The organism is Brevundimonas vesicularis, from assembly GCF_032067225.1.
Taxonomy (GTDB): Bacteria; Pseudomonadota; Alphaproteobacteria; order Caulobacterales; family Caulobacteraceae; genus Brevundimonas; species Brevundimonas vesicularis_F.
The window spans coordinates 1-22,758 of the sequence record NZ_DAMBJX010000046.1; the positions used below are offsets into that span (position 1 = coordinate 1).

The 22,758-nt window shown below is 64.6% G+C and carries 25 protein-coding genes and 3 tRNA genes; 18 read left to right on the plus strand and 10 right to left on the minus strand.

Going from position 1 to position 22,758, the window contains the following annotated elements:
• Positions 1–82: 82 nt before the first annotated feature.
• Positions 83–157 (plus strand) — tRNA-Thr (locus RT123_RS11770).
• Between the two features lie 66 nt (positions 158–223).
• On the opposite strand, the gene RT123_RS11775 is transcribed toward RT123_RS11770, so the two are convergent.
• The 4 genes from RT123_RS11775 to lipB form a co-directional block, all read right to left on the minus strand.
• On the minus strand, positions 224–811 hold the full coding sequence (locus tag RT123_RS11775; RefSeq protein ID WP_197458482.1) for a hypothetical protein: 588 nt from the start codon (positions 809–811) through the stop codon (positions 224–226).
• Positions 812–859: 48 nt separating this feature from the next.
• Positions 860–1,354 carry a peptide-methionine (R)-S-oxide reductase MsrB gene (gene msrB / locus RT123_RS11780; RefSeq protein ID WP_313009310.1) on the minus strand — a complete coding sequence of 165 codons (495 nt, stop codon included), beginning with the start codon at positions 1,352–1,354 and terminating at the stop codon, positions 860–862.
• Positions 1,355–1,427: 73 nt separating this feature from the next.
• Positions 1,428–2,912 (minus strand): hypothetical protein, encoded by a 1,485-nt coding sequence (locus RT123_RS11785; RefSeq protein ID WP_313009312.1) that lies wholly within the window; start codon positions 2,910–2,912, stop codon positions 1,428–1,430.
• Positions 2,913–3,039: 127 nt separating this feature from the next.
• Positions 3,040–3,756, minus strand: a complete 717-nt coding sequence (lipB, locus tag RT123_RS11790) for a lipoyl(octanoyl) transferase LipB (RefSeq protein ID WP_313009314.1) — start codon at positions 3,754–3,756, stop codon at positions 3,040–3,042.
• A 65-nt stretch (positions 3,757–3,821) separates the two neighbouring features.
• Between lipB and RT123_RS11795 the strand changes: the two genes are divergently transcribed.
• The 7 genes from RT123_RS11795 (at position 3,822) to RT123_RS11825 (ending at position 9,345) form a co-directional block, all read left to right on the plus strand.
• A complete protein-coding gene (locus RT123_RS11795; RefSeq protein WP_017505209.1) occupies positions 3,822–4,073 on the plus strand; it encodes a FliM/FliN family flagellar motor switch protein in 252 nt (83 codons plus the stop codon).
• A 188-nt stretch (positions 4,074–4,261) separates the two neighbouring features.
• Positions 4,262–4,346 (plus strand) — tRNA-Leu (locus RT123_RS11800).
• Positions 4,347–4,411: 65 nt separating this feature from the next.
• Positions 4,412–5,830: a magnesium transporter gene (gene mgtE / locus RT123_RS11805; protein ID WP_066551775.1), complete on the plus strand. Its 1,419-nt coding sequence runs from the start codon at positions 4,412–4,414 to the stop codon at positions 5,828–5,830.
• Positions 5,831–5,908: 78 nt separating this feature from the next.
• Entirely contained in the window at positions 5,909–7,054 is a 1,146-nt protein-coding gene (locus RT123_RS11810) for a glycoside hydrolase family protein (RefSeq protein WP_313009317.1), read from the plus strand.
• A 43-nt stretch (positions 7,055–7,097) separates the two neighbouring features.
• Complete coding sequence (locus RT123_RS11815) at positions 7,098–8,267, plus strand: isovaleryl-CoA dehydrogenase (protein ID WP_313009319.1); 1,170 nt, start codon at positions 7,098–7,100, stop codon at positions 8,265–8,267.
• A 28-nt stretch (positions 8,268–8,295) separates the two neighbouring features.
• Positions 8,296–8,481, plus strand: coding sequence for a DUF3008 family protein (locus RT123_RS11820; protein ID WP_313009321.1), 186 nt, complete (start codon positions 8,296–8,298; stop codon positions 8,479–8,481).
• Between the two features lie 99 nt (positions 8,482–8,580).
• Positions 8,581–9,345 carry an exopolysaccharide biosynthesis protein gene (locus RT123_RS11825; RefSeq protein WP_313009322.1) on the plus strand — a complete coding sequence of 255 codons (765 nt, stop codon included), beginning with the start codon at positions 8,581–8,583 and terminating at the stop codon, positions 9,343–9,345.
• Positions 9,346–9,596: 251 nt separating this feature from the next.
• Here the strand turns inward: RT123_RS11825 and flaF are convergent, their stop codons facing one another.
• Positions 9,597–9,962 carry a flagellar biosynthesis regulator FlaF gene (flaF, locus tag RT123_RS11830; protein WP_055808591.1) on the minus strand — a complete coding sequence of 122 codons (366 nt, stop codon included), beginning with the start codon at positions 9,960–9,962 and terminating at the stop codon, positions 9,597–9,599.
• Entirely contained in the window at positions 9,922–10,344 is a 423-nt protein-coding gene (gene flbT, locus RT123_RS11835; protein WP_045811316.1) for a flagellar biosynthesis repressor FlbT, read from the minus strand. The genes flaF and flbT overlap by 41 nt, the downstream gene beginning before the upstream one ends.
• A 156-nt stretch (positions 10,345–10,500) precedes the next feature.
• Between flbT and RT123_RS11840 the strand changes: the two genes are divergently transcribed.
• The 8 genes from RT123_RS11840 (at position 10,501) to RT123_RS11875 (ending at position 16,533) form a co-directional block, all read left to right on the plus strand.
• Positions 10,501–10,944, plus strand: coding sequence for a hypothetical protein (locus RT123_RS11840; protein ID WP_045811348.1), 444 nt, complete (start codon positions 10,501–10,503; stop codon positions 10,942–10,944).
• 12 nt (positions 10,945–10,956) lie between these two features.
• Positions 10,957–11,151 (plus strand): hypothetical protein, encoded by a 195-nt coding sequence (locus RT123_RS11845; protein WP_137721467.1) that lies wholly within the window; start codon positions 10,957–10,959, stop codon positions 11,149–11,151.
• A 63-nt stretch (positions 11,152–11,214) separates the two neighbouring features.
• Complete coding sequence (locus RT123_RS11850; RefSeq protein ID WP_313009325.1) at positions 11,215–12,075, plus strand: MoxR family ATPase; 861 nt, start codon at positions 11,215–11,217, stop codon at positions 12,073–12,075.
• A 73-nt stretch (positions 12,076–12,148) separates the two neighbouring features.
• Complete coding sequence (locus RT123_RS11855) at positions 12,149–12,952, plus strand: methyltransferase type 11 (protein WP_313009327.1); 804 nt, start codon at positions 12,149–12,151, stop codon at positions 12,950–12,952.
• 94 nt (positions 12,953–13,046) lie between these two features.
• Positions 13,047–13,688: a YfbR-like 5'-deoxynucleotidase gene (locus tag RT123_RS11860; protein ID WP_409514908.1), complete on the plus strand. Its 642-nt coding sequence runs from the start codon at positions 13,047–13,049 to the stop codon at positions 13,686–13,688.
• 4 nt (positions 13,689–13,692) lie between these two features.
• Positions 13,693–14,625 (plus strand): NrtR DNA-binding winged helix domain-containing protein, encoded by a 933-nt coding sequence (locus RT123_RS11865; RefSeq protein ID WP_313009328.1) that lies wholly within the window; start codon positions 13,693–13,695, stop codon positions 14,623–14,625.
• A gap of 87 nt (positions 14,626–14,712) precedes the next feature.
• Positions 14,713–14,802: transfer RNA gene (locus RT123_RS11870), tRNA-Ser, on the plus strand.
• Positions 14,803–15,069: 267 nt separating this feature from the next.
• Positions 15,070–16,533: a carboxylesterase/lipase family protein gene (locus tag RT123_RS11875; protein WP_313009329.1), complete on the plus strand. Its 1,464-nt coding sequence runs from the start codon at positions 15,070–15,072 to the stop codon at positions 16,531–16,533.
• Here the strand turns inward: RT123_RS11875 and RT123_RS11880 are convergent.
• From RT123_RS11880 to RT123_RS11890, 3 genes are all read right to left on the minus strand, one after another.
• The gene (locus RT123_RS11880; protein ID WP_313009330.1) at positions 16,530–17,480 is read right to left on the minus strand and encodes an alpha/beta hydrolase; all 951 of its coding nucleotides are present in this window, start codon (positions 17,478–17,480) and stop codon (positions 16,530–16,532) included. The two genes, RT123_RS11875 and RT123_RS11880, sit on opposite strands and share 4 nt — an antisense overlap.
• A 132-nt stretch (positions 17,481–17,612) precedes the next feature.
• Positions 17,613–18,899 (minus strand): MFS transporter, encoded by a 1,287-nt coding sequence (locus RT123_RS11885; RefSeq protein WP_313009331.1) that lies wholly within the window; start codon positions 18,897–18,899, stop codon positions 17,613–17,615.
• Between the two features lie 88 nt (positions 18,900–18,987).
• The gene (locus RT123_RS11890) at positions 18,988–19,824 is read right to left on the minus strand and encodes a fumarylacetoacetate hydrolase family protein (protein WP_313009332.1); all 837 of its coding nucleotides are present in this window, start codon (positions 19,822–19,824) and stop codon (positions 18,988–18,990) included.
• A gap of 135 nt (positions 19,825–19,959) precedes the next feature.
• On the opposite strand from RT123_RS11890, the gene RT123_RS11895 reads away from it, so the two are divergent.
• Positions 19,960–21,009 (plus strand): LacI family DNA-binding transcriptional regulator, encoded by a 1,050-nt coding sequence (locus RT123_RS11895; RefSeq protein WP_313009334.1) that lies wholly within the window; start codon positions 19,960–19,962, stop codon positions 21,007–21,009.
• A 40-nt stretch (positions 21,010–21,049) separates the two neighbouring features.
• Here RT123_RS11895 and RT123_RS11900 read toward each other — a convergent pair whose 3' ends face one another.
• Complete coding sequence (locus RT123_RS11900) at positions 21,050–21,712, minus strand: RpiB/LacA/LacB family sugar-phosphate isomerase (RefSeq protein WP_313009335.1); 663 nt, start codon at positions 21,710–21,712, stop codon at positions 21,050–21,052.
• A 172-nt stretch (positions 21,713–21,884) separates the two neighbouring features.
• Between RT123_RS11900 and kduI the strand changes: the two genes are divergently transcribed.
• Positions 21,885–22,730 carry a 5-dehydro-4-deoxy-D-glucuronate isomerase gene (gene kduI / locus RT123_RS11905; RefSeq protein ID WP_313009339.1) on the plus strand — a complete coding sequence of 282 codons (846 nt, stop codon included), beginning with the start codon at positions 21,885–21,887 and terminating at the stop codon, positions 22,728–22,730.
• Positions 22,731–22,758 lie beyond the last annotated feature (28 nt).

Here is a 22,758-nt window from a genome sequence, read left to right on the forward strand (position 1 = left end):
TGTCCAAACTTTCTTTCAGATCGTCAAAAAGCCGCTTCCCTCCCCGGAAGGGTTTGGCTATACGGCCGCTTCCTCAGTCGGGGCCGCCGTAGCTCAGTGGTAGAGCGCATCCTTGGTAAGGCTGAGGTCGTGGGTTCGATTCCCCCCGGCGGCACCATCTGAGACTTGAAAAGGCCCGGCTTTCGCCGGGCCTTTTTGATTTCCAGATCGGACAAAAAAGCCTTCAGTCGTAGCCGTACAGGCCGCGGCGATAGGGATCGCGGTCATTCGCGTCCCCGTCCTTGCTCCAGCTGAACCCCATAGACATCGACTTGGTCGTGGTGTCGGCCCCATAGCCTCGACCGCGCCAGCCGCCGCCATAAGGCGAGTAGAAGCCCGGTCCGCGCAGACCATAGCCGCCGTAGCCATATCCCCAAGGTTCATTGCGGCCTTCGCGGTAGGCTAGGTCCAGGCGGCCGTTCTCGCCGACGGGCAAGGAAACCGCCGCGCCATAGCTGCGATAGCCGCCGGTGCCGATCCCGGCCTCGACCATGCCATGCATCTTGCGCTCGGCCGGCGCGCCCGGCTCTGCGCTTTCGTCAAAGCTGGCGCCGGGCGTGCGCGCGCTGATCCAGTTCTGGATCTGCTGTTCGGTGGTCATGCCGTGTGGGGCGGCGTCCTGAGCCGTCGGCGCAGTCAACGACGCCTCAGGCGCCGCCGCCAGGGCCTGGGCCAGGGTGGGCGCGTTTGTCGGCGCCGTCGTCACCACGCCGTCCGGATCACCGTCCGACGCCGCCAAAGCCACACCCGCCAAGAGACTTGCGATCAGCATAGGCCACCTCCGTTCGACATCATCCTAGCACAGCGATTGAGGCCAAGGTCAGGCGATGCCGTCGCCGCGGTTCAGGGGGTCCGGCAAGGCGTCGCCCTCGGCTACGAAACTGAGCGCGACCGAGTTGATGCAATAGCGGTTTCCGGTCGGCGGCGGGCCGTCGGGGAAGACGTGACCCTGGTGGCTGCCGCACCTGGCGCATTGGGTCTCGATCCGGATCATGCCGTAGCTGGTGTCGCGGATCGCGTGGACGTGCGCTTCATCGACCGGTTGGGTGAAGCTGGGCCAGCCGGTGCCGCTTTCGAACTTCGTTCCGCTCTTGAACAAGGGCAAGCCGCATTCGCGGCAGCAGAACACGCCGGCTCGCTTCTCACCCAGCAAAGTGCCGCAGAACGGGGCCTCCGTGCCATGAGACAGCAGGACGCGCTTTTCCTCAGGATTCAGATCGGCTTCGAGCCGGGCGCGTTCTTCGGCGTTCGGCGGGGCCAGGTCATAGCCCGACGGCGAACAAAGGGTTTTGGAGGTTTGGGCGATATCGGTCATGGACTGCAAATAAGAAGGGCGGGCCAAGGGTTCCACCCCCTGCCCGCCCCTCGTTCATTCGACCGACCGTTCCTTATTGGAACAGCATGCCCACCCAGGCGCGCACGGCCGCTTCGTCCGTCGCAGAGCCGGTATAGGCAAGGCCCTGCGCCGGGGTGAAGGGCCCATCGTTGCCGCGCTGACGCGTCGTCCAGGCCTTATGACCATAGGTCAGCTCGGCATAGTTCGAAGGCAGGCGCAGCACAGTCGGCTCGATGAAGATCGAGTCCTCGGCGGTCACTGATCCGGCCAGGCGCACGTTCGGCAGGCGCGTCAGCAGGTCCAGCGTATCCAGGCACCCGCTAGTGCAGCCGCTGTCGACCAGGACCACGACCGGACCCGCCACAGGGTTTGCTGCGCCCGTGTCCGCCACCGAAGGACGGCCCGGCATGGTGAAGGTCGGCTGATTGGCGGCCAGGGCCGAATCGAAGGCGGCGACGATTGCCTGGGTCTGTTCGATCACCGGGCCGGATTCGGCGACGAAGCGCGGATCGGCCTGCATGCGCGCTAGGGTGTCGGCGAACCACTGACGGTTCGCGGGCGTGGCGCGGTAGGTGATCGAGCCGGCTTCAGGCTGACGGCTGACGGTGAAATCCGGCGTCCAGATGCGGTTGGCCAGCCCATAGCCCTTGCCCGTCGCATTCAGCGAAGCGCCGTTTGCGCCGCGCAGATCGATGACCAGACCCTGCGCGCCGCGAATGGCGGGCAGTTGGGCTTCGACAGCGGCGTAGAAGGCGTCCCATCCGGCGTCGTCAGCCAGGGTGTGAACGTTGATCCACGGACGGCCGTCGACCGTCTCGACCGACAACGGATTGGCGCCCGGCGTATAGACGGTGGCGCGATAGGCGGCTTCCAGGCTGGCGGCGTCGGCCGGCTGGGGCTGCATCTGGAAGTCACGATCGCGACGCCCGACCTTAAAGGTGCACAGCGACGGAACGCCGCCGGTGAACGGGTTATTGCGGTTCCACAGCAGATAGGGGGCGGTGCGGACACGTCCGGCTTCCGTCGTGAGGTCGCCTTCCCAGCGGTCCAGCCGCTCTTCGGCCAACTGAGCGGCGGTCTTGTCGCCGCATTTGACCAGGGTCGCGCCGAGCGGCGGCACGTTGCGAACGCCGGGCTTCACGTAGGAGACGACATATTCGCCGTTGCGCCACGCCGTGGTCACACCCGGCCAGCTGGTCGCGAAGAAGGGGCCAAGGCCTTCATAGGTCGGGCGAATCGCGATGTTCGAATCGCGGAAGCCGTTGGCGTAGTAGCGCATCAGATAGGCGTGGCTGTCGCCGCTGTTCACGCGTCCGACCTTGCCTTGCGCATCGGTCAGGCCGGCATCGATCCAGCTGCGAAACGCTTCGCTGGGCGCGCCGGGAATCACGGCGGCGGGGTGGTTGGCGGCCAGGGCGTCATGCGCGGCTTGGAGGTCTTGCTGCGCCAGAGCGCGAAAATCCTGCGCGACAGCGGCGCCGGCGGCGACGGTCAGCGACAGAACGGCGGCCGATGCGGCGGCGATCATTCGGTTCATGGGGTTTCCTGCGGCCTTTGATTTCAAGCTCGTGGGAAAGGTTAAACCCCATGCGTCCGGCGCTTGCCAACCCCGCCGCGCGGGATTTCGCCCGATTGTCACATGGGCTGCGGCGATGCGGCGCGCGTCAAAGCGGCGCCTGCGCCTCGACCGCTGCGCCGAAGATCCGATCGAAGCTGGGCCTCAAGGCTTCGTCCGCCTCGTCCATCGTCGCCAGAACGCCGAGATCGACCAGGCTGGTGACGCCGTGTTCCTGAATGCCGCAGGGGACGATGCCGCCGAAATGATCCAGATCCGGCTCCACGTTCAGGCTGATTCCATGGAAGCTGACCCATTTGCGGACCTTGACGCCGATGGCGGCGATCTTGTCCTCGCGAGACCAGCCCGCCCCCTTGCGCTCGACCCACACGCCCACGCGCCCCGGCCGGATGTCGGCCTTGACACCGAACGTATCCAGGGCGCCGATCAGCCACAACTCAAGCCCGCGCACGAAACACCGGACGTCCTTGCCGCGCCGATTCAGGTCCAGCATCACATAGGCTACGCGCTGTCCCGGGCCGTGATAGGTAAACTGTCCACCTCGCCCCGTGCGATGCACCGGAAACCGGCCGGCATCCAGAAGGTCGTCGTCCTTGGCCGAGACGCCGGCTGTGTAGAGCGGCGGATGTTCCAGCAACCAGACCATCTCATTCGCCTCGCCGGCCGCAATGGCGGCGACGCGCGCCTCCATGAAAGCCTCCGCGGCCGCATAGTCGACGTAGCCTTTCGACACGGCCCATTCGACCGGTCGGCCATCGTCGAGACGCAGTTTCTGAAGGGACGGGCTTAACGGCTCAGCAAGCATGACGCTTCAATGTGGTCGCCAGGGCGTTTCTGCAAGAGACGGCCCTCCAGTGAAGAGAGCTTTACGTGACCCAGATCAACGCCGTCGATGTCGAAATCTCAGTCGTGCTGGGTCGCTCGGTGCTGCCGATGTCGCAACTGCTGCGCATGGGTCGCGGCGCGGTGATTCCCCTGGACGCTGCAGAGGGCGACGAGGTCTGGATCCTGGCCAACAACTATCCTGTCGCGCGCGGCGAAATCGAGATCCGCGACGACCGTATCGCCATCACCGTCACCCGCCAAGCGGACGTGTACGACTTCATGGCCGGGTCGGCCTGATCAGTCAGTGACGAGGGGCGAGTGACGAGTGGCGAGTGAACGCATTGTGCTTTCCGTCGCCAAACCATGGTCGCGACGTCGCTTAGAATCGCTTTGATCTCCTCGCCACTGACCACTCGTCACTCGCCACTGAATTCGCCCCTTTCCTTTTCCAACGGCTTCGTCTATTCGCCGCCGCTCCGATGCGAGCGGTCGTGGCGGAATTGGTAGACGCGCAGCGTTGAGGTCGCTGTGGGGCAACCCGTGGAAGTTCGAGTCTTCTCGACCGCACCATCTGGCTAAACAGGGCGATTCATCGGCTAAGTACGGCTGGACATTCTACCAAGGGAGGCGACCACGTGAGCACCACGGACACCGCCTTTGCTCCAGACGAGACGCTCGATAACGAAGACCACGCCGCCCTGGACGAGGACTATGTCCTCACCCCGCAATTCGTCGAGAAAGTCGTGGACGCCGCCGACGACGGCGACGGGATGCGGCTGCGCTCTCTTCTGGAAGACCTGCACCCGGCCGACGTCGCCGACCTGATGGGCTTTCTGACGGCGGAACACCGCGCCGTCGTCGTGCTGTGGTTGCCGCCGGAGCTTCTGGCAGAAACCCTGCCCGAGCTGGACGACAATATCCGCGAAGAGGTGCTGGAGCGGGTCCCGCACGGCACCCTGGCCGAGGCGCTGCAGGAACTGGATTCCGACGACGCCGCCGCCGTCGTCGAAGACCTGGAAGACGACCAGCGCGAACGCGTTCTGGCCGCCATGCCCGAAGTCGATCGCGCCGCCATCGAAAGCAGCTTGGGCTATGCGGAAGAGTCCGCCGGCCGCCTGATGCAGCGCGAGGTGATGGCCGCGCCCCAGTTCTGGAGCGTGGGCGACACCATCGACCACATCCGCAAACAGGGCGACGACCTGCCAGAGCTGTTCTTCGACATCTATGTCGTCGATCCGCTGAACCGTCCGGTCGGCGGCGTGCCGATCAGCGGCCTGCTGCGGGCCGCCCGCACCGTCGCCCTGACCGATCTGATGGAGCCGATCAACGAGATCGCCGTCGATCAGGACCAGGAAGAAGTCGCCTACATCTTCGAGAAATACCACCTGATCTCGGCACCCGTCGTGGACGCGGCCGGTCGGCTGGTGGGTCAGATCACCGTCGATGACATCGTCAACATCATTCAGGAAGAGAACCGCGAGGACATCCTGCGTCTGGCCGGTGTCGCCGACGAGGACCGCGGTTCGTCCGTGCCCGAGATCGTGCGCGGTCGCGTGCCCTGGCTGGCGATCAATCTGGCGACGGCGGCGCTGGGCGCCAGCGTCATCGGCCTGTTCGAGGCCACCATCCAGCAGATCGTCGCCCTCGCCGTGCTGATGCCGATCGTCTCGGCCATCGGCGGCAACGCCGGCACCCAGGCCCTGACCGTGACTGTGCGCGCCTTGGCGACGCGCGAGCTGAACAGCTCGAACGCCCCGCGCACCTTCTGGCGTGAAATGATGGTCGGCCTGGCCAACGGCCTGATCCTGGCCCCCCTGATCGGCATCGCGGCCGGCTTCTGGTTCCGGGACGAAGACTGGAAGATCGGCCTGGTGATCGGCGCGGCCATGATCCTGAACCTGCTAGTCGCCGCTTCGATCGGGGTCCTGACGCCCCTGACCCTGTCCAAGCTGAAGTTCGACCCGGCCGTGTCCTCGGCCGTGTTCGTCACGGCGACCACCGACTTCTTCGGCTTCTTGATCTTCCTTGGTCTGGCCACACTGGTGCTGCTCTAGACACGACGCGGACGATCCGGCGCGGCCCTTGCTGGGAGCGATGCGAGCGCCGCGCGCCTGTTTCCAATTGGGTCAACTGTGTCTGACGTCCTCCCCAAACCCAGCAAGGTGTCCCGCGAGGGCGTCCTGCTGATCAAGAGTTTCGAAGGCTTCCGGCCTCGGGCCATGCAGCGCAGCGACGGTCGCTGGGTCATCGGCTATGGCCACACCCAGTCGGCCCGCGAGGGCGCGAGGGTGTCCGAGGCCGAGGCCGAACTGCTTATGCAATACGACCTGATCCCGGTCGTGCAGGCCGTGACCGATCATGTCCGCGTTCCCCTCAACCAGCATCAGTTCGACGCCCTGGCCAGTTTCGCCTTTTCCATCGGCGCTGACAGGTTTGCCGCCTCCGACGTGGTCGAACAGTTGAATGCGGGGTCTGCCCGGCAGGCGTCGGCGTCTTTGAGCGCCTGGGCCGATGAAGCCGCCGCAGAGACGCCAACCCGTCGTCGTTCCGCTGAACACGCGCTGTTCAACGCCGCACCCGGCGCGCCGGTTACCTTGGCGGATCTTTTGGCCGCGCCCCTGCCGTCTCCTTTCGAGACGGATGAACCGACCCTCCCCGCCGTCGACGGCGCCCTGGATGAAGCCGTCGCTCCCTTCCCGGCGCAAGACGGCGCAGCGCTGGCTCAAGCGACCACCGCGCCTCAGCCGCACGCCGTCTATGCCGCGACGGCTGTCGGTGCGCTCCCGGACGTCGTGCCGTTGACCGGGCAATCGGAGACCGTCTCCGTCGCTGCGCCGATCATCGCGGCCAACGACATCCACGCGCCGGTTGAGGCCAAACAGCCTGAGACGCCGTCGGGCTTCGCCGATGCGCAAAAGACCAGCGTGGTGCTGACCGCGCCGGGACTGGCCGAAGCCACGTCCGGCGACAGCGCCGCCGCACCGGCCATTGAGGGTGACACGGCATCCAGCGAAGACGTGCTGAGCACGCGTGAGGTCGTGGCCCGCGCTCGGGCCAGGCGGCGCTCGGGCCTGGGGGAAACCCTGACCTTCGTCATCATGGGCGGCCTAGGCGCCCTGTGCCTCGGCGTCGCCATGGCCGCCTTTCGCCGCGCGTCGATATCGAACAGCAACGACACCGCCACGGTCGCCTGGGTCCTGATCCTGGTCGCCGCCGCCTGCCTCGGGGTGTCGGGCTACAACTGCTATCGGCGCTGGGGACGGGCTGACCGCGTCTGACAGCGCTTGGCGAAAGGCCGTGCGCGATGCTACGCCCTAGCGCATGAGCATTCCCTTCGCGCCCCAATCCATGGAATTCGGCCTTGGCGATAACGCCGACGCCATTCGCGACACCACCGCCCGCTGGGCCGCCGATCGCCTGGCCCCGCTGGCCGCCGAGATCGACGAAAAGAACGAGTTCAAACGCGAACTCTGGCCCGAGATGGGCGAATTGGGCCTGCATGGAATCACCGTCGAAGAAGAGTTCGGCGGCCTTGGCTTGGGCTATCTCGAACATGTCGTCGCCATGGAGGAAGTGTCGCGCGCCTCGGCCTCGATCGGCCTGAGCTACGGCGCCCACTCCAACCTGTGCGTTAATCAGATTCGGCGCTGGGGCACGCCCGAGCAGAAGCAGAAATATCTGCCCAAGCTGATCAGCGGCGAACATGTCGGCTCGCTGGCCATGTCCGAGGCCGGGTCAGGCTCCGACGTCATGTCGATGCGCACCCGCGCCGAAAAGAAGGGCGATCGTTACGTCCTGAACGGTACCAAGTTTTGGATCACCAACGCCCCTCACGCCGACACACTGGTCGTCTATGTCAAGACCGATCCGGACGCCGGATCAAAGGGTTGCACCGCCTTCCTGATCGAAAAGGGCATGAAGGGTTTCAGCGTCTCCAAGAAGCTGGACAAGATGGGCATGCGCGGCTCGGACACCGCCGAACTGGTGTTTGAGGACTGCGAAGTGCCTGAAGAGAACATCATGGGCCCGCTGGGTGGCGGCGCCGGCGTGCTGATGAGCGGCCTGGATTATGAGCGCGCCGTTCTGGCCGCCGGTCCGCTCGGCATCATGCAGGCCGCGCTGGATGTGGTTCTGCCCTACGTCCGCGACCGCAAGCAGTTCGGCAAGCCGATCGGCTCGTTCCAGCTGATGCAGGGCAAGATCGCCGACATGTATGTCGCCCTGAACAGCGCCCGCGCCTATGTCTATTCGGTCGCTCGCGCCTGCGACGCCGGCCTGACCACGCGCTACGACGCGGCGGGTGCGATCCTGCTGGCGTCCGAAAATGCGGTGAAGGTGACGATGGAGGCCGTTCAGGCCTTGGGCGGCGCCGGCTACACAAAGGAATGGCCGGTCGAACGGCTGGTCCGTGACGCCAAACTCTATGACATCGGCGCCGGCACCAACGAGATCCGCCGCTTCCTGATTGGACGGGAACTGCTGGGCGGCTGACGATTTTTTTCTCGCGAGGAGACAGCCCATGCCCGCCAAATCCGCCGCTCAGCAAAAGGCCGCCGGCGCCGCCCTGTCGGCCAAGCGTGGCGACACGCCGAAGTCGAAGCTGAAGGGCGCGTCCAGGTCCATGGTCGAGTCCATGACGGAAAAGCAGCTGGAAGACTTGGCGAAGACCAAGCGCAAGGGCAAACCTGACCACGTGCAGGACTGAGACACAGTCGATTTATCTGATCGCCTGTCCGTTCTGTAAGTGGCGATCCGCGCGCCGACCGCCTAGATGGGCGCAATCTCCAGCCGAGCGCCCCGCCTGATGCCCGCCCAACCGCCCCCGAACGACGACCTGCGGCGGTTCTCCGACGTCCTTGAAGATCTCGGCCACGCCCACGAACCCAAGCTGACCATGGCCGAACTGGTCGCTTCGTTCGGCGAGCGCGGATTCGGGGCCATGATCCTGATCCTGTCGCTGCTGGCGCTCCTGCCCTGGCCGCCCGGCGGCAAGGCGGTCTTCGCCGTGCCGATCATCCTGATGTCTCTGGAACTGGCCTTCCAGAGACAGAGCGTGTGGCTGCCGCGCTGGATGTTGAAGGCCTCGGTGTCCCGCGCCGCCTACACGTCCTTGATCGCCACGCCGTTCGCAGCCCCTTCCTGGCTGCGTCGCTGGGTGCTGTCGGCAAAGGTGCGGATCGCCGGGCGCCGCTACATCTTTTCCGACGGCGTGAGGCGCGCCGTTCGCAGACGCCCGAATGGCCTGAGCGTCCTGAAGATGGTCCGCGCCATCGAACGCTTGACCCGCCCTCGCCTGCCGCTGCTGACCGGCGATGTCGCCGACACCTTCACAGGCTTGGTCTGCGTGGTGCTGGCCCTGATCATGGCCTTGCCCATCCCGTTTGGAGACGCCCTGCCCGGCATCGCCCTGGTTCTGTTCGCCCTGGGCATGATGCAGCGCGACGGGGTCGCCATCCTGCTCGGCGTCGTCGCCACCGCAGCCAGCGCTCTTTATCTGTTCCTGATCTGGGCGACGGTAGTTGAGGTGGCCCAGCACGTGACCGGCTGGTTCGCCAAACTGCTGCACTGACTGCGACAAAAAGGGCCGCCGGGTTTCCCCGACGACCCTTCATTGCCTGACCGTGAACGGTCCGGCCGCAACTCAGTCTGAAAGGCTCAGACCAGGCCCTCTCCGAGGACCAGGGTCGCGGTCGCCGCTCGCGATTGATGACAATGAGACACTGGATCACCTCCTTTCGACTGTTGAACAGGGAGGTGAAACATAAGACTGCTCAACGCCTTGCGCCAATGGGCTTCGCGCTTTCGTGAACGCGTGCCGGTTTACTGCGTCGGCGACGCCCCGCCGGACAGGCCCTGCATGATCATGCGATTGATATCGATCAGATCCTGAAAGCTCTCTTCGCCCCGCATGATCGCCGAGGAATGGCGATTGATGAACAGGCTCAGTGAAATGATCTGCGCGCGCATCGGAGCGCCCAGGGCGTTGCCTGCATCGCTGCACTCGCCGGCCAGCGTCGACCAGAGGCGCCGGTTCCAGTCCAGCGCGTCGATACGGGTGGCGATGTCGGATTCGTCGACGGTCGAGGCGTGAACCAGAGCGCGCGTGACCTGACCGAACAGACGGTACTCCAGGTCGCGCGGGCTCTCAGCCCTCGCTGTCGCCGCTGTGTAGGCCTGAAGCGACATTCAGCACTCTCTCTTCATACTCGACAATCTTACGCGCCGACATCAGGGCCTTGTAGTATTCGCGCGCCAGCACATGACGCGAGGCCGAGACGCATTCGGCCAGGATGTCCGGGTTCTGCGTCGCGCCCATGAATTCGGTGATCCGCAGAGCGAGTTCGTCGAAGAACTTCGACGCCGAACTCTCGTCCAGATACATCATCATGATCGGGAAATAGATGCGGCGTGCGGGCGTGGTGACGTCCTCAGCCTGCATGATGTCCTTCTCGCGCAGGACGCTGGCGCGATTTTGAAGGATCAGCACGCCGCGACGATCGCCGTTCTGGACCACGGCGCCATTCAGAACGAACTTTTCGCCGGGTTTCAGCGACAGCTTCAAGGCCATTGAGGACCGTACTCCAGTCGTGGTCGAGCCGGTCGCGCACGACAGCTCCGAGTGAATCAGACCCTACCCCGGCATCGGTTAACCATCCCTTGTGAGATCGATCCGCTGGAACGCGTATCGTCGCCGTTGCGTTGGCTTGTCGAAGAGGAGACGACCATGCCGGACAACGACTATCAGGACGATCAGGAACAGTCTGAGACGTTCGACGAAACCCATCTGGACGACGAGGGCGACGGCGAATTTCTGCTGGATGAAGCCGACCAGGTGCTGGACGTGACCCAGGCCGATGGCGACGCCGACGACGAGGATTTTGACGAGGACGCCGAGATCGATCTCGACGACCAGTTGGCGCTCGACGGTATCGAACGCGAAGCCGACGCCCTGTTGGGCGTCGATGGCGAAAACCGCGATCAGATCGACGCCGAAGGCGGGCCTGCGTCAGCACCAGACGAAGTCGAGCTCGTCTATTCGGGCCTGATGGAAAACGAACGCGGCGCGCAGGCCAGCGCCGCCCATTGGGAGGCCAAACGGCTCTCGGATGACGACATCACGGACCTGGGATACGGCCCGGACGGCGATCAAGACGCTCCGGCGCGATAAGGAGAGAACGACATGACCGACGACAAAGCCCGTCACGACGCGTCGCCCGACGCCCCGCACGCCAAGCGCACGACCTCGCAGGACGGCGTGCCGGACCAGCTCGACAAGATCGACAAGTCCGAAAGCCGCCAAGAAGCGCTGGTCGATGAAGGCTTGGAAGAGACCTTTCCCGCCAGCGATCCAGTCTCGGCCAAGCGCATCACCTGATCGCTGTTCACGACGCAAGTGATCCGCTAACCCACTCCGTGGAAACACGGAGTGGGTTTTTCTATGAACCGTTTCGAAGGCACGGACCGTTATATCGCCACGAGCGACCTCAAGGTCGCGGTGAATGCCGCGGTCGCACTGGAGCGTCCCCTGCTGATCAAGGGCGAGCCCGGCACAGGCAAGACGGTCCTGGCCTATGAGATCGCCAAGGCCTTCGATGCGCCGTTGATCACCTGGCACGTCAAATCCACGACTAAGGCCCATAACGGCCTTTATGAGTACGACGCCGTCAGCCGCCTGCGTGACAGCCAGTTGGGCGAGGAACGCGTGCATGACGTCCGCAACTACCTGAAGAAGGGCAAGCTGTGGGAGGCCTTTACCGCCCCTGCCCGTCCCGTCCTGCTGATCGACGAGATCGACAAGGCCGACATCGAGTTCCCGAACGACCTGCTTCAGGAACTGGATCGGATGGAATTCTACGTCCAGGAAACGGACGAGACGATCCGCGCCGAAGTTCGTCCCATCGTCATCATCACCTCCAACAACGAGAAGGAACTGCCCGACGCCTTCCTGCGGCGCTGCTTCTTCCACTTCATTCGCTTCCCCGACGCCGAGACCCTGTCCGCGATCGTCGACGTGCACTTCCCCGGCATCAAACCGCGCCTGGTGTCCGAGGCGCTGAAGACCTTCTACGAAATCCGCGACACGCCGGGCCTGAAGAAGAAGCCGTCAACCTCGGAGCTTCTGGATTGGCTGAAGCTGCTGCTGGTCGAGGATATCGATGCTGAGACCCTGCGTGAGAAGACGCCAAACAAGCTGATCCCGCCGCTGCATGGCGCGCTGCTCAAGAACGAGCAGGACGTGCATCTGTTCGAACGTCTGGCCTTCCTGAACCGCCGCGAAGGCTCGCGCCCCGGCGGCTGACCCTGTGATTACCGCGATTTCACTGGATCACGCGGCCGCAGCGGGCAGAATGGAGGCCAAGAGAGGTTCGACCATGCGTCATATCCTGCTTTATCTAGCCCTCAGCGCCAGCCTGGCCGCCTGCGACGGCGACAACTCCGTCCGCATCACCACCACCTCGTCCAGCGACGATCAGGGCGCAGGCGTATTAAAGGTGATCGACGCCCTGCAATGCCCCGACAATCTTGGCGTTCTGACGCGAAAGGGCCTGGCGGCGGCGGGCGGCGCGAACTGCGTCTATGGCGGCCCCAAGGGCGCCGACGTCGTGCTGCATCTGGTCAAGCTGGACGGTCGCTCCGTCGATGACGTCCTGCGGGACTTCGAAGCGCGCGCCAGCACCGATCTGCCCCATACGGTCGCGCGCTTGGCCCCGGGCGCAGGCGATGCGCCGCCGCCTCCGCCATCGATCGAGGCAGGCGATACGACTTCCGTCCAGGCGCCTGGGGTCGACATAAAGACGCGCGGCGAGGACGCCTCAGTCCGCCTGCCGGGCCTGAAGATCGAGACCCAGGGCGATAATGCCAGCGTCCGCATCGGCGGCATCAACATACAGTCCAAGGACGGACAAAACGTCCGCACCGAAACCTCGATGGTCAGCGTAGACGCCAACGACAACTCCACGCGCGTGCGCACCCGTGCGCCGGGCGCGGCGACGCGCATGACCTATATCCTGGCTGACGATCAGCCCGGCGATGCGGGCTGGCGCCAGGTCGGCTTCGAGGCGCGCGGGCCCAGCGGCGGTCCGATCGTCATCGCCGTGGTCAGGTCCAAGGATCGCCGAAACGACGGCATTTTCGACGACGCCAAGGAACTGGTCACACTGAACGTCGGGCGCTGACGCGGCGATTTCCTGCGCCGTCTGGTCCCTCCCGCTTGATCCCGGCGCGTCTTTGCGTCACCTGACCAGCCGACAAGCGATCAGGACACGCGATTTGGCCGAGCGCCCCACCAAGAAGAACGCCCCCCGCGCCTGGCAGCGCATGCTGTCCGGTCGTCGCCTGGATCTGCTGGACCCGTCGCCGTTCGACATCGAGATCGAGGACATCGCCCACGGCCTGGCGCGCGTCGCGCGCTGGAACGGTCAGACCATCGGCGAGCACGCCTTCTCGGTCGCCCAGCATTCGTGCGTGGTCGAAGAGATCGCCGCCCACATCAAGCCCGGCCTGGATCCGAAATGGCGTCTGGCCGCCCTGCTGCATGACGCCTCGGAATACGTCATCGGGGACATGATCTCGCCGTTTAAGGCGGCGCTCGGAGCCGGTTATAAGGATTTCGAGGCCAAGCTGGAAGCCGCGATCCATCTGCGCTACGGCCTGCCGCCCAAGACGCCGCAAACGATCAAGACCCTGATCAAGAAGGCCGACAAGGCCTGCGCCTTCTTCGAGGCGACGCAGTTGGCGGGTTTCACCGAAAAGGAATCGCTGGGCTTCTTCGGCAGCCCGCCCAAGGGTTACAGCCTGACGATCGAACCTCAACCCGCGCCGGTCGCCCAGGCCCGTTATCTGGAACGCTACCGTGTCCTGGCTGGCGCTGTCGGCCTGATCCCCGCCGACGACGCATGGCACACGGAATAACACGATGACCCAGGGGGCGGAGGATGGCGTTCGCATCGGTCTGTCGGCGGTCGTGATGACCTTGAAAGACCGGCAGGCCGTCGTCCTGACGACCCCGACCGAGGACGGTTCGCGGGCCCTGCCCTTCGGGCCGTTTGATCCCGTGCGCGACCGCACCTTCGAGCGCGCCCTGCGGGATTTCGTGACCGCCCAGACCGGGTTTCGGCTCGGCTTCGTCGAACAGCTCTACACCTTCGGCGACGCGGGCCGCGCCTCGCCCCGTGCGACGCCCGGCCCTGGCCGGCACAGAGAGGTCTCCGTCGGCTATCTGGCCCTGACGCCCGACGCCGCGGAAGGCCAGACCCACGACGCCCGCTGGGACGCCGTGTTCGAGTTCTTTCCCTGGGAAGATCGGCGCGGCGGTCATGATGCACGAATTACGGAAGGTCTGCACGCTTGGGCCGATGGCGACGAGCACCGCCTGGCCCGTGCCCGCGCCCTATTCGCCCTGACGCCCGATCACCGCTGGAACGAGGAGCGGGTCCTGGAGCGCTATGAACTCCTCTACGAGGCGCGTCTGGTCGCCGAGGCATGGCGCGACGCCGACCTGTCGCCCACGCAGCCCATGCCGGGCCGCATCATGTCCTCGGATCACCGGCGCATCCTGGCGACCGCGCTCGGCCGCCTGCGCAGCAAGTTGAAATACCGCCCGGTCCTGTTTGATCTGACGCCTGGCGTCTTCACCCTGTCTGAACTCCAGGCGGGCGCCGAGGCCGTCTCGGGCCTCAGCCTGCACAAACAGAATTTCCGGCGCGGCGTGGAGCGCACTGGGCTGGTCGAACCCACAGGACAGCTCTCTTCGACCACAGGCGGCCGACCCGCCGAACTGTTTCGATTCAAGGGCGTGGACGCCCAGACCGGCGCCGCGCCGGGCCTGTCTTTGCCCGCGCAAAGATAGCGTCGGATTTCTTTCACAGACGGGTTGCGAAGCGCTGCGGCTCCGACTAGAGAAGCCCCTCGCTCGACCAAGCGATATCGGCGCCGCGGAGAGGTGGCAGAGTGGTCGAATGTACCGCACTCGAAATGCGGCGTGCCTGGAAGGGTACCGTGGGTTCGAATCCCACCCTCTCCGCCATCGGCCTGACGAAGGCCTAGGCCAAGTTCCAACATCATCGAAACGAGGCTTCGGCCTTTGTCGTCGGGTGTCTACGCCTGCATCTCGACCTCGCAGGCATCGCGCATTGAATGATCATGATACCGGTGTCATGGTCGCTCTCGTTGGATGGCAGATGGGCGACGACCGATGATCACGCGACGTAAGGCGCTGCTGAGCAGCTTGGCGACCGCAGGTCTGCTTTCGGCGCCCTCCGGCGTTCTTGCGGCGACGGCGCCAAATCGCGTGATGACCACCGCGGGGACGGTCATCGGTCTACGACAGGACGGGATTAGCGTCTTCAGAGGCGTGCGATATGGAGCTCCGACGCGGCGGTTTCAACCGCCAGAAAAGCCGACGCCTTGGCGCGACCCGGTTCGTGCAACACATTATGGCGCGGCCAGTCCGCAGCGCGGCGATGAGCCGAATCAAAGCGAAGACTGCCTGTTTCTGAACGTCTGGACACCGGGGACCGACGCGGGTCGGCGACCGGTGATGGTCTATATCCACGGCGGCGCCTATTCCAGCGGATCGGGATCGGACCCGCTGTATGACGGCACGCGTCTGGCGGCGCGCGGCGATGTCGTGGTGGTGACGCTGAACCACCGGCTGAATGTCTTCGGCTATGCCTATCTGGCGCGACTGGCGCAGGGGTTAGAAGATTCGGGCAACGTCGGCCAGTTGGATCTGATTCTGGCGCTGCAGTGGGTACGGGACAATATCGCGGCGTTCGGCGGCGATCCGTCCAGGGTGATGCTGTTCGGTCAGTCCGGCGGGGGCGCAAAGATCGCCACCCTGATGGCGACGCCAGCGGCGCAAGGTCTGTTCCACCGCGCCGCGACCATGAGCGGTCAGCAGGTGACCGCGTCCGGGCCGATCAACGCCACGACGCGAGCCACGACATGGCTGAAGGCTCTGGGCCTGACACCGGATCGGGCGGCCGAAGCGGCGACGATGCCTGTCGAGCGGCTGCTCGAAGCGCAAAGCGCCGAGGATCCGATCCTCGGCTTCGGCGGTCTGTATTTCGGGCCGGTGCTGGATTTCCGCACCCTGCCCCGCCACCCTTTTTATCCCGATGCGGCGCCGCTGGGCCGGGCAATCCCCATGATCATCGGCAACACGCGCGAAGAGACCTTGGGCTTCATGGGCAACGATCCCAAGAATGTCGGGCTGACATGGGACACCCTAGCGGCGCGACTGTCGCCCGGCGTCATGCGGATCGACATCACGCCGGAAGCCGTGATCGCCGGCTATCGCACCATGCATCCCGAATGGTCGCCCGACCAGGTGCTGATCGCCGCGACGACGGCGGGGCGGTCTTGGCGCGGCGCGGTTATCGAGGCCGAAGAACGGGCCAAGGCCAGCGCACCGGCCTGGGTCTATCAACTCGACTTCCCTGGCGAGTTGGCCTCGGGTCGCAAGGGCGCCTTCCATACCGCCGACATTCCGTTGGTGTTCGACAATGTCGAGGCGACGGGCTCACGGACGCGCGGGCCGGGCGCGCAAATCATGTCGGACCGGATGAGCGATGCCTTCATCGCCCTGGCCCGCGACGGCGATCCCAACCATGCCGGGCTGCCGCGCTGGGACCGCTATGAGCTGCCCCGTCGCCAGACGATGTTGATGGATGTCCAGCCGCGCATGGTCGACGATCCGCGCGGGGACGAGCGGGCTTTCTTCGCGGCCATTCCCTATATCCAACCGGGAACCTAGAGCGGGAAATCCAGGCGGGCGGCCCAGGCGCGAACCAGATCGGGCCAGACCTGGGCGGGCTTGCCGTGGATCAGACGGACGCCGAAACCGTGGCCGCCTTCCCGGAACAGATGCGCCTCGGTTGGGACAGCGGCGGCTTTGAGCGTTGTCAGCAGTTGCAGGCTGTTCTCGACCGGCACGGCCGCGTCGTCCATGGCGTGCAGCAGGAAGACGGGCGCTGCATTGCGCCACTCCATCTGCTCCAGAGAATAGGCCGCGATCCGCTCGGCCGACGGCGTCTCGCCCAGCAGGTGCGTCCGCGATCCGGCGTGGACGTACGGGTCCGCCATGGTCGCGACCGGATACATCAGAACGGTCAGATCGAGTCGCAGGGGTGCGCTATCGGCGGCATCGACCGGTTCATAGGTCGCGTCCGTCCGGGCGCTGGCCAGCCCCGCCAGATGGCCGCCAGCCGAGGCGCCCAGCACGGCGATCTTTTGCGGATCGACAGCATAGTCAGCGGCGCGGCTGCGGATCAGCCGGATCGCACGCTGGGCGTCCTGCAGGGGTGCGTCGGCCCCGGCCGCCCAGCCGTCAGCCGGCAGGCGATAGCGCAGGACGAAACAGGTCGTGCCGCTGGCGGCAAACACGCGCGCGACGTCATACCCTTCCTTGTCCAGCACAGCCCAGCGATAGCCGCCGCCGGGGATAAGAAGCATCGCCGAACCGTTCGGCCGCTCGGGGCGAAAGACGGTCAGGATCGGATCGGTCGTATACTGGGCGTAACGGTCGTGGAAGGCGGGATCGGTCGACCGCTCTGGTACGACCGGCGTGACGGTCACACCCTGCCCGCCCGGCGCGCCGTCGGGCCACAGGCGGATGATCTCGGTTGGGTCGGCCGGACCGGCGAGGCCGCCATCCGCCACTGTCTGCGCCCTCGCCCCGGATGCGCCGACTACGGCCCCCATCGCCAGACCTAAAAGCGTCCTGCGTTGCACATCCATCATCGTTCTCGCTTCCTGAAAAGACAGCGGCCGGACGATCGCTCGCCCGGCCGCAATCCTTGATGACGTCGCGGCGCTGAGCCACGCAGCCGTTCGTCAGACCTTGGCCAGTTCGTATTTCGGCGTGATCAGGTGAATGACCAGAAGCGCGATCAGATAGGCCGAGGCCGCCACGATGAAGATGGGCGTATAGGTGCCGATCTTCTCCAGGACGTATCCAGCGTATTTCGCCATCGCCATGCCGCCGATGGCGCCCAGCATTCCGCCGATGCCGACGACCGATCCCACGGCCGAGCGGGGGAAAACATCGCCCGGCAGCGCATAGAGATTGGCCGAGAAGCCCTGGTGCGCGGCCGTCGCCAGTCCGATAATACCGACCGCGACCCAAAGGTTTGACGCCTCGGCCGCGAAGGCCACCGGCACAGCGCACAGGGCGCAGATCAACATGGTGATCTTGCGGGCCTTGTTGATGCTCATACCCCTGTGCATGAAGCGCGACGAAAGCCAGCCCCCGCCAACCGACCCGATGTCGGACAGCAGATAGATGGCGACCAGCGGCGGGCCGAAGGTCTTCAGGTCCAGCCCATAGGTCTTGCCGAGGAAGTCCGGCAGCCAGAACAGGAACATCCACCAGATCGGATCGATCAGGAACTTGCCCAGAGCGTAGGCCCAGGTTTCCTTGACCGTCAGCAGTTTGGTCCATTTGACCTTTTCGACAACGTCGGCCGGGTCCTGCTCGATATAGGCCAGCTCAGCCGCTGACAGCTTCTTCTGCTCGCGCGGCTTGCGATAGACCAAGAGCCAGATCGGCAGCCAGATCAGGCCCAAGGCCCCGGTGATAACGAAGGCCATCTGCCAGCCGAAGGCCAGCACGAGGCCCGGCACGATCAGAGGGGTGACAATGGCGCCGATATTGGTGCCGGCGTTGAACAGGCCCGTGGCGAAGGCGCGTTCCTTCTTGGGAAACCACTCTGCGACCGCCTTGATCCCGCCAGGGAAACCGCCGGCCTCACCGACGCCAAGGACCATCCGCGCCATCATGAAGTGCGACAGATCTCGCGCCGCACCGTGCATGATATGGCCGATCTGCCAGATGCCGAAGGCGATCCCCAGCCCCCAACGCGCGCCGATCCGGTCCATGATCCGGCCCCACAACAGGTAGGCCACGGCATAGGACGCCTGGAACCAGAAGACGATGTCGGCATAGTCTGTTTCGGACCAACCGAATTCGGCCGAAAGGGTCGGCTTGAGGAAGCCGATCATTTGACGATCGACGTAGTTGATTACCATGGCCGCGAACAGCAGCCACATAATGATCCAGCGATACTTGCCGGGAGATGGCGCCTTGATCTGGATCGGCGGCGCGGCGGAAGCGTCTGACATGGTTATGAAAACCCGTTCCTGAATATTCCTCGACGCGTCCCTGCTCTTTTCCGTCCCTGAACGGCGGCGGGGTAGACGTCCGATGATGTTACTGGGCTTCGGCCCTGACGACCGAACAGTGAAGTTCTGCGATACCCTTGAAGATGCACACGGCCTCGTCGCCCGCGTGGACACGGTGAACGCCGGTGACAGCGCCCGTTGAGACCAGCGTGCCCGCCTTCAACGGACGGCCCCAGCGTACGCAATGTTCCAGCAGAAACCGCACGGATTCCATCGCCCCGCCCGCGAGGGACTGCGACCCGCCCGTGCCGACGCTGGCGCCATTGATCACCGTCTCGACCGCAATGCCGTCCAGACGCTCGCGCCAGTTATCGACCTCGGGACCGATCATGAGTCCGCCATTGTTGCCGAAATCGGAGGCGACCACGGCTGATCCCAGGTCGTTGATCGTCGAAAGCGGACTGCCGGCCAGCTCGACGCCGATGAACACCTTGTCCACGGCGTCCGTTGCTTCTTCGATGGTCCAGTCGGTCTTTGCAGGATCGGCGTCGACGCCGATCCGAGCAATGAACTCCGCTTCCACCGCTGCGAACCCGCCCTCGATTTCGGGCAAAGGAACGACCGTGTCGCCGGGCGCCGGCCAGACGTTGCGCGCGAAAATGGCGCCGGCCAGACGATGGATCCCCAGCTTGGGCTGCTGCTCTGGCGGGACGCCGCCCACCTTCCAGCCCACGACCTCATCGGGAAACAGGCCGATCGCGACGTCCTGAATGGCGTAGGATTCGGCCATGCTCTGGGGAATCACGCCCGGATAGTCTGGCGTGTTGCGCGCCGCCAGACGCGCGGCGACGAACTGCTGTGCGATCGCTGCCGGGTCGGCCGACAGCGCGTCGTCCTGGCTGGCAAGTGAGGGGGTCGAAGTCAAAGGTGTCGCCTCGTGAATAGGCTTCGATAAGAGCGACGAAGGAAACCGGTGTCAATGCGCTTTGATTGAGCCCCATGGCGTCGGCCGCGAGTCGCGGCTATGCCTTCAAGCTGCACACAGGGAAGGAGCCGAACCTTGGCTCAAGACGATCCGCGATCCGGCAAGCCGGGCAAGCGGGCAACCATCAACGATGTCGCCCGTGAGGCGCAGGTCTCCAAGAAGACTGTCTCGCGGGTCATCAATCAGTCGCCGTTCGTTAAGGAAGACACGCGCGAAAAGGTCAACGCCGTCATCAAGGCTCTGGGTTTCACGCCTGATCCACAGGCGCGCGGCCTGGCTTTCAGGCGTTCGTTCCTGGTCGGTCTGATCTACGATAACCCGAGCCCGACCTATGTCGTGAACATGCAGCAAGGCGTGCTGGATGCGCTGAAGGGTTCCGGCCTGGAACTGGTCGTCCATCCTTGCAATCGCAACTCCCCTACCCTGCTGGAAGACATCAGGGGCTTCGTCGAGCGCCAACGTCTGTACGGCGTCATCATGCCGCCTTCGGTATCCGAGGACGAACAGGTCATCGACCTGCTGCGCGATCTCGACTGCCCCTATGTCCGCATCGCCTCGGTAGCGTTGGATGAACCTCAGGCGATGGTGGTCACCAATGACTGGATCGGCGCGGCTGAGGCTGCGGCGCATTTGGCCGAACTGGGACACGAGCGAATCGGTCTGGTGCGCGGGCCGGACCTGTTCCGGTCGTCGGCCGTGCGTGGCAAGGGGTTTCTGGACGCTCTGGCCGAGCGTGGGATCCCGCTGGATCCGGCTTACGATTTCAAAGGCGCCTATACGTTCGAATCAGGCGTGGAGGCGGGACACGCCCTCTTGGCGCTGGAAACGCCACCGACCGCGATCTTCACCCTAAATGATGACATGGCCATCGGGGTGATGCAGGCGGCGCGAGATCGCGGCCTTGAGCTGCCGCGCGACCTGTCCGTCGTCGGCTTCGATGACTTGCCGATGGCGGCGCGGGTTTGGCCCAACCTGACGTCGGTGCGCCTGCCGATCCGAGACATGGGACGGATGGCGGCCGAAAAGCTGCTAGCGCCGATGCGGGGCGTCGATCCGACCAAGATGCAGCAGCCCGAAGTTCGACCGGCCCTGGTGGTGCGCAAGTCGGCAATTCCGGCAGTCTGAGTAGGGTCGGCGCGCGTGATCGCGCGCCGACCTGTCTGCCTCAGGCTGTTTCGAGCGCAGGCTTGGCGGCGAGAACGCCCTTCAGATAATCGCGAATGCCTTCGTCGGTGGCATTGGCGAAGAAGTAGTCCTGGAACTTCTCGCCGGCGATGGCGGCCTTCAGCAAATCCTGATCCATCGTCTTCAGAACCGTCAGCATGTCGTGGCAAGTCACGGCCTTCAGGTCGCTGAGCACGCCGCGATTCTTGCGCATGATTTCGGCGCGCTCCTTGGGGTAGCCCAGGCCGCGCTCGCCTTCGAACAGCTTGCGATAGACGTCCTGCAAATTCAGTTCTGCAGCCCAGCCGAAGCCTTTGGCATAAGGCATCGAGATGGCGTTGCCGTCGTTGATCTGGCCGAACAGGAAGGCGTCGGTGGGGTCGATCACCAGACCGCAGAAGACGCCGGGCATGCTGTTGCACGCCAGCATGGAGCCCATGCCGGTTCCGCAGCCGGTGACGACGAAATCGGCCGCGCCGGAGTTCAACAGGATGCCGGTCAGGACGCCGTTCATGACGTAGGTCAGCGAGGCCTTGTCCTCGGCCGCATACATTCCATAGTGGAAGACTTCATGGCCCAGGGGTTCGGCAATGGCGGCCAGAGCGCCATGCACCGTCTCGCTTTTGGCGGCCTGGCTGTTTTCGATGATGAGAGCGATCTTCATGGGGAAATCCTTAAGACGGTGGCGAGGCGATGCCGACATATGTCGGCGGCGTTGGTCTAATCGATTGCATCATAATATGACACCGGTTACCTAGTCCACAGAAGGACGGGCGTTAGATCCGTTTCGGTGGCTCGCGCTGCGGGTCCGCAGGGAGACCGGCATGTACGACCCCATGTACGACAAAGTCTATCAGGCCACCCATCCCGACATGATGGATGGGGCCTCGAACCAACAGCTGCGCGATCGCTATCTGATTCAGGATCTGTTCGTTTCAGGCAGGATCAGCCTGAACTATTCCCACCATGAGCGGATGATCATCGGCGGCGCCACGCCGGCCGAGACCGCGCTGAGCCTGCCGACGCATTCGGAACCTCCGTCGCTTGCCGGTGCGCCATTCCTGCAGGCCCGTGAACTGGGCGTAGTCAATATCGGCGGCGCCGGTTCGATCACGGTGGATGGCGAGACCGTCAAACTGGGCTTCCGTGACGGCCTGTATGTGCCGATGGGATCGAGCGACGTCAGCTTCGCCTCGAATAACCCCGCCGAGGCCGCGAAATTCTATCTGGTCGCCACGCCGGCCCACGCCCGCTACGACTTGACCAAGATTTCGATCGAGGAGGCTGTGCCGCTGGAAATGGGGTCGCTGGAGACCTCCAACGAACGGACCATCTATCAATACATCGTTCCCGCCAAGGTGAGGTCTTGCCAGTTGCTGTTGGGCGTGACGGTGCTCAAGTCGGGCTCGGTGTGGAACACCATGCCGCCGCACATTCACGACCGCCGTTCGGAAGCCTACCTCTATTTCGGCCTGGGCGAAGACGACCGCGTCTTCCACATCATGGGCGAACCAGACAAGTCACGCCACATCGTCATCGCCGACGGCGAGGCGGTGATCTGCCCGCCGTGGTCGATCCATACTGGCGCAGGCACTTCGAACTACACCTTCATCTGGGGCATGGGCGGCGAGAACCTCGACTACACCGACATGTACAAGCTCGACATCTGCCAGTTGAAGTAATCAGGACAAGAGGAAGACAAATATGAGC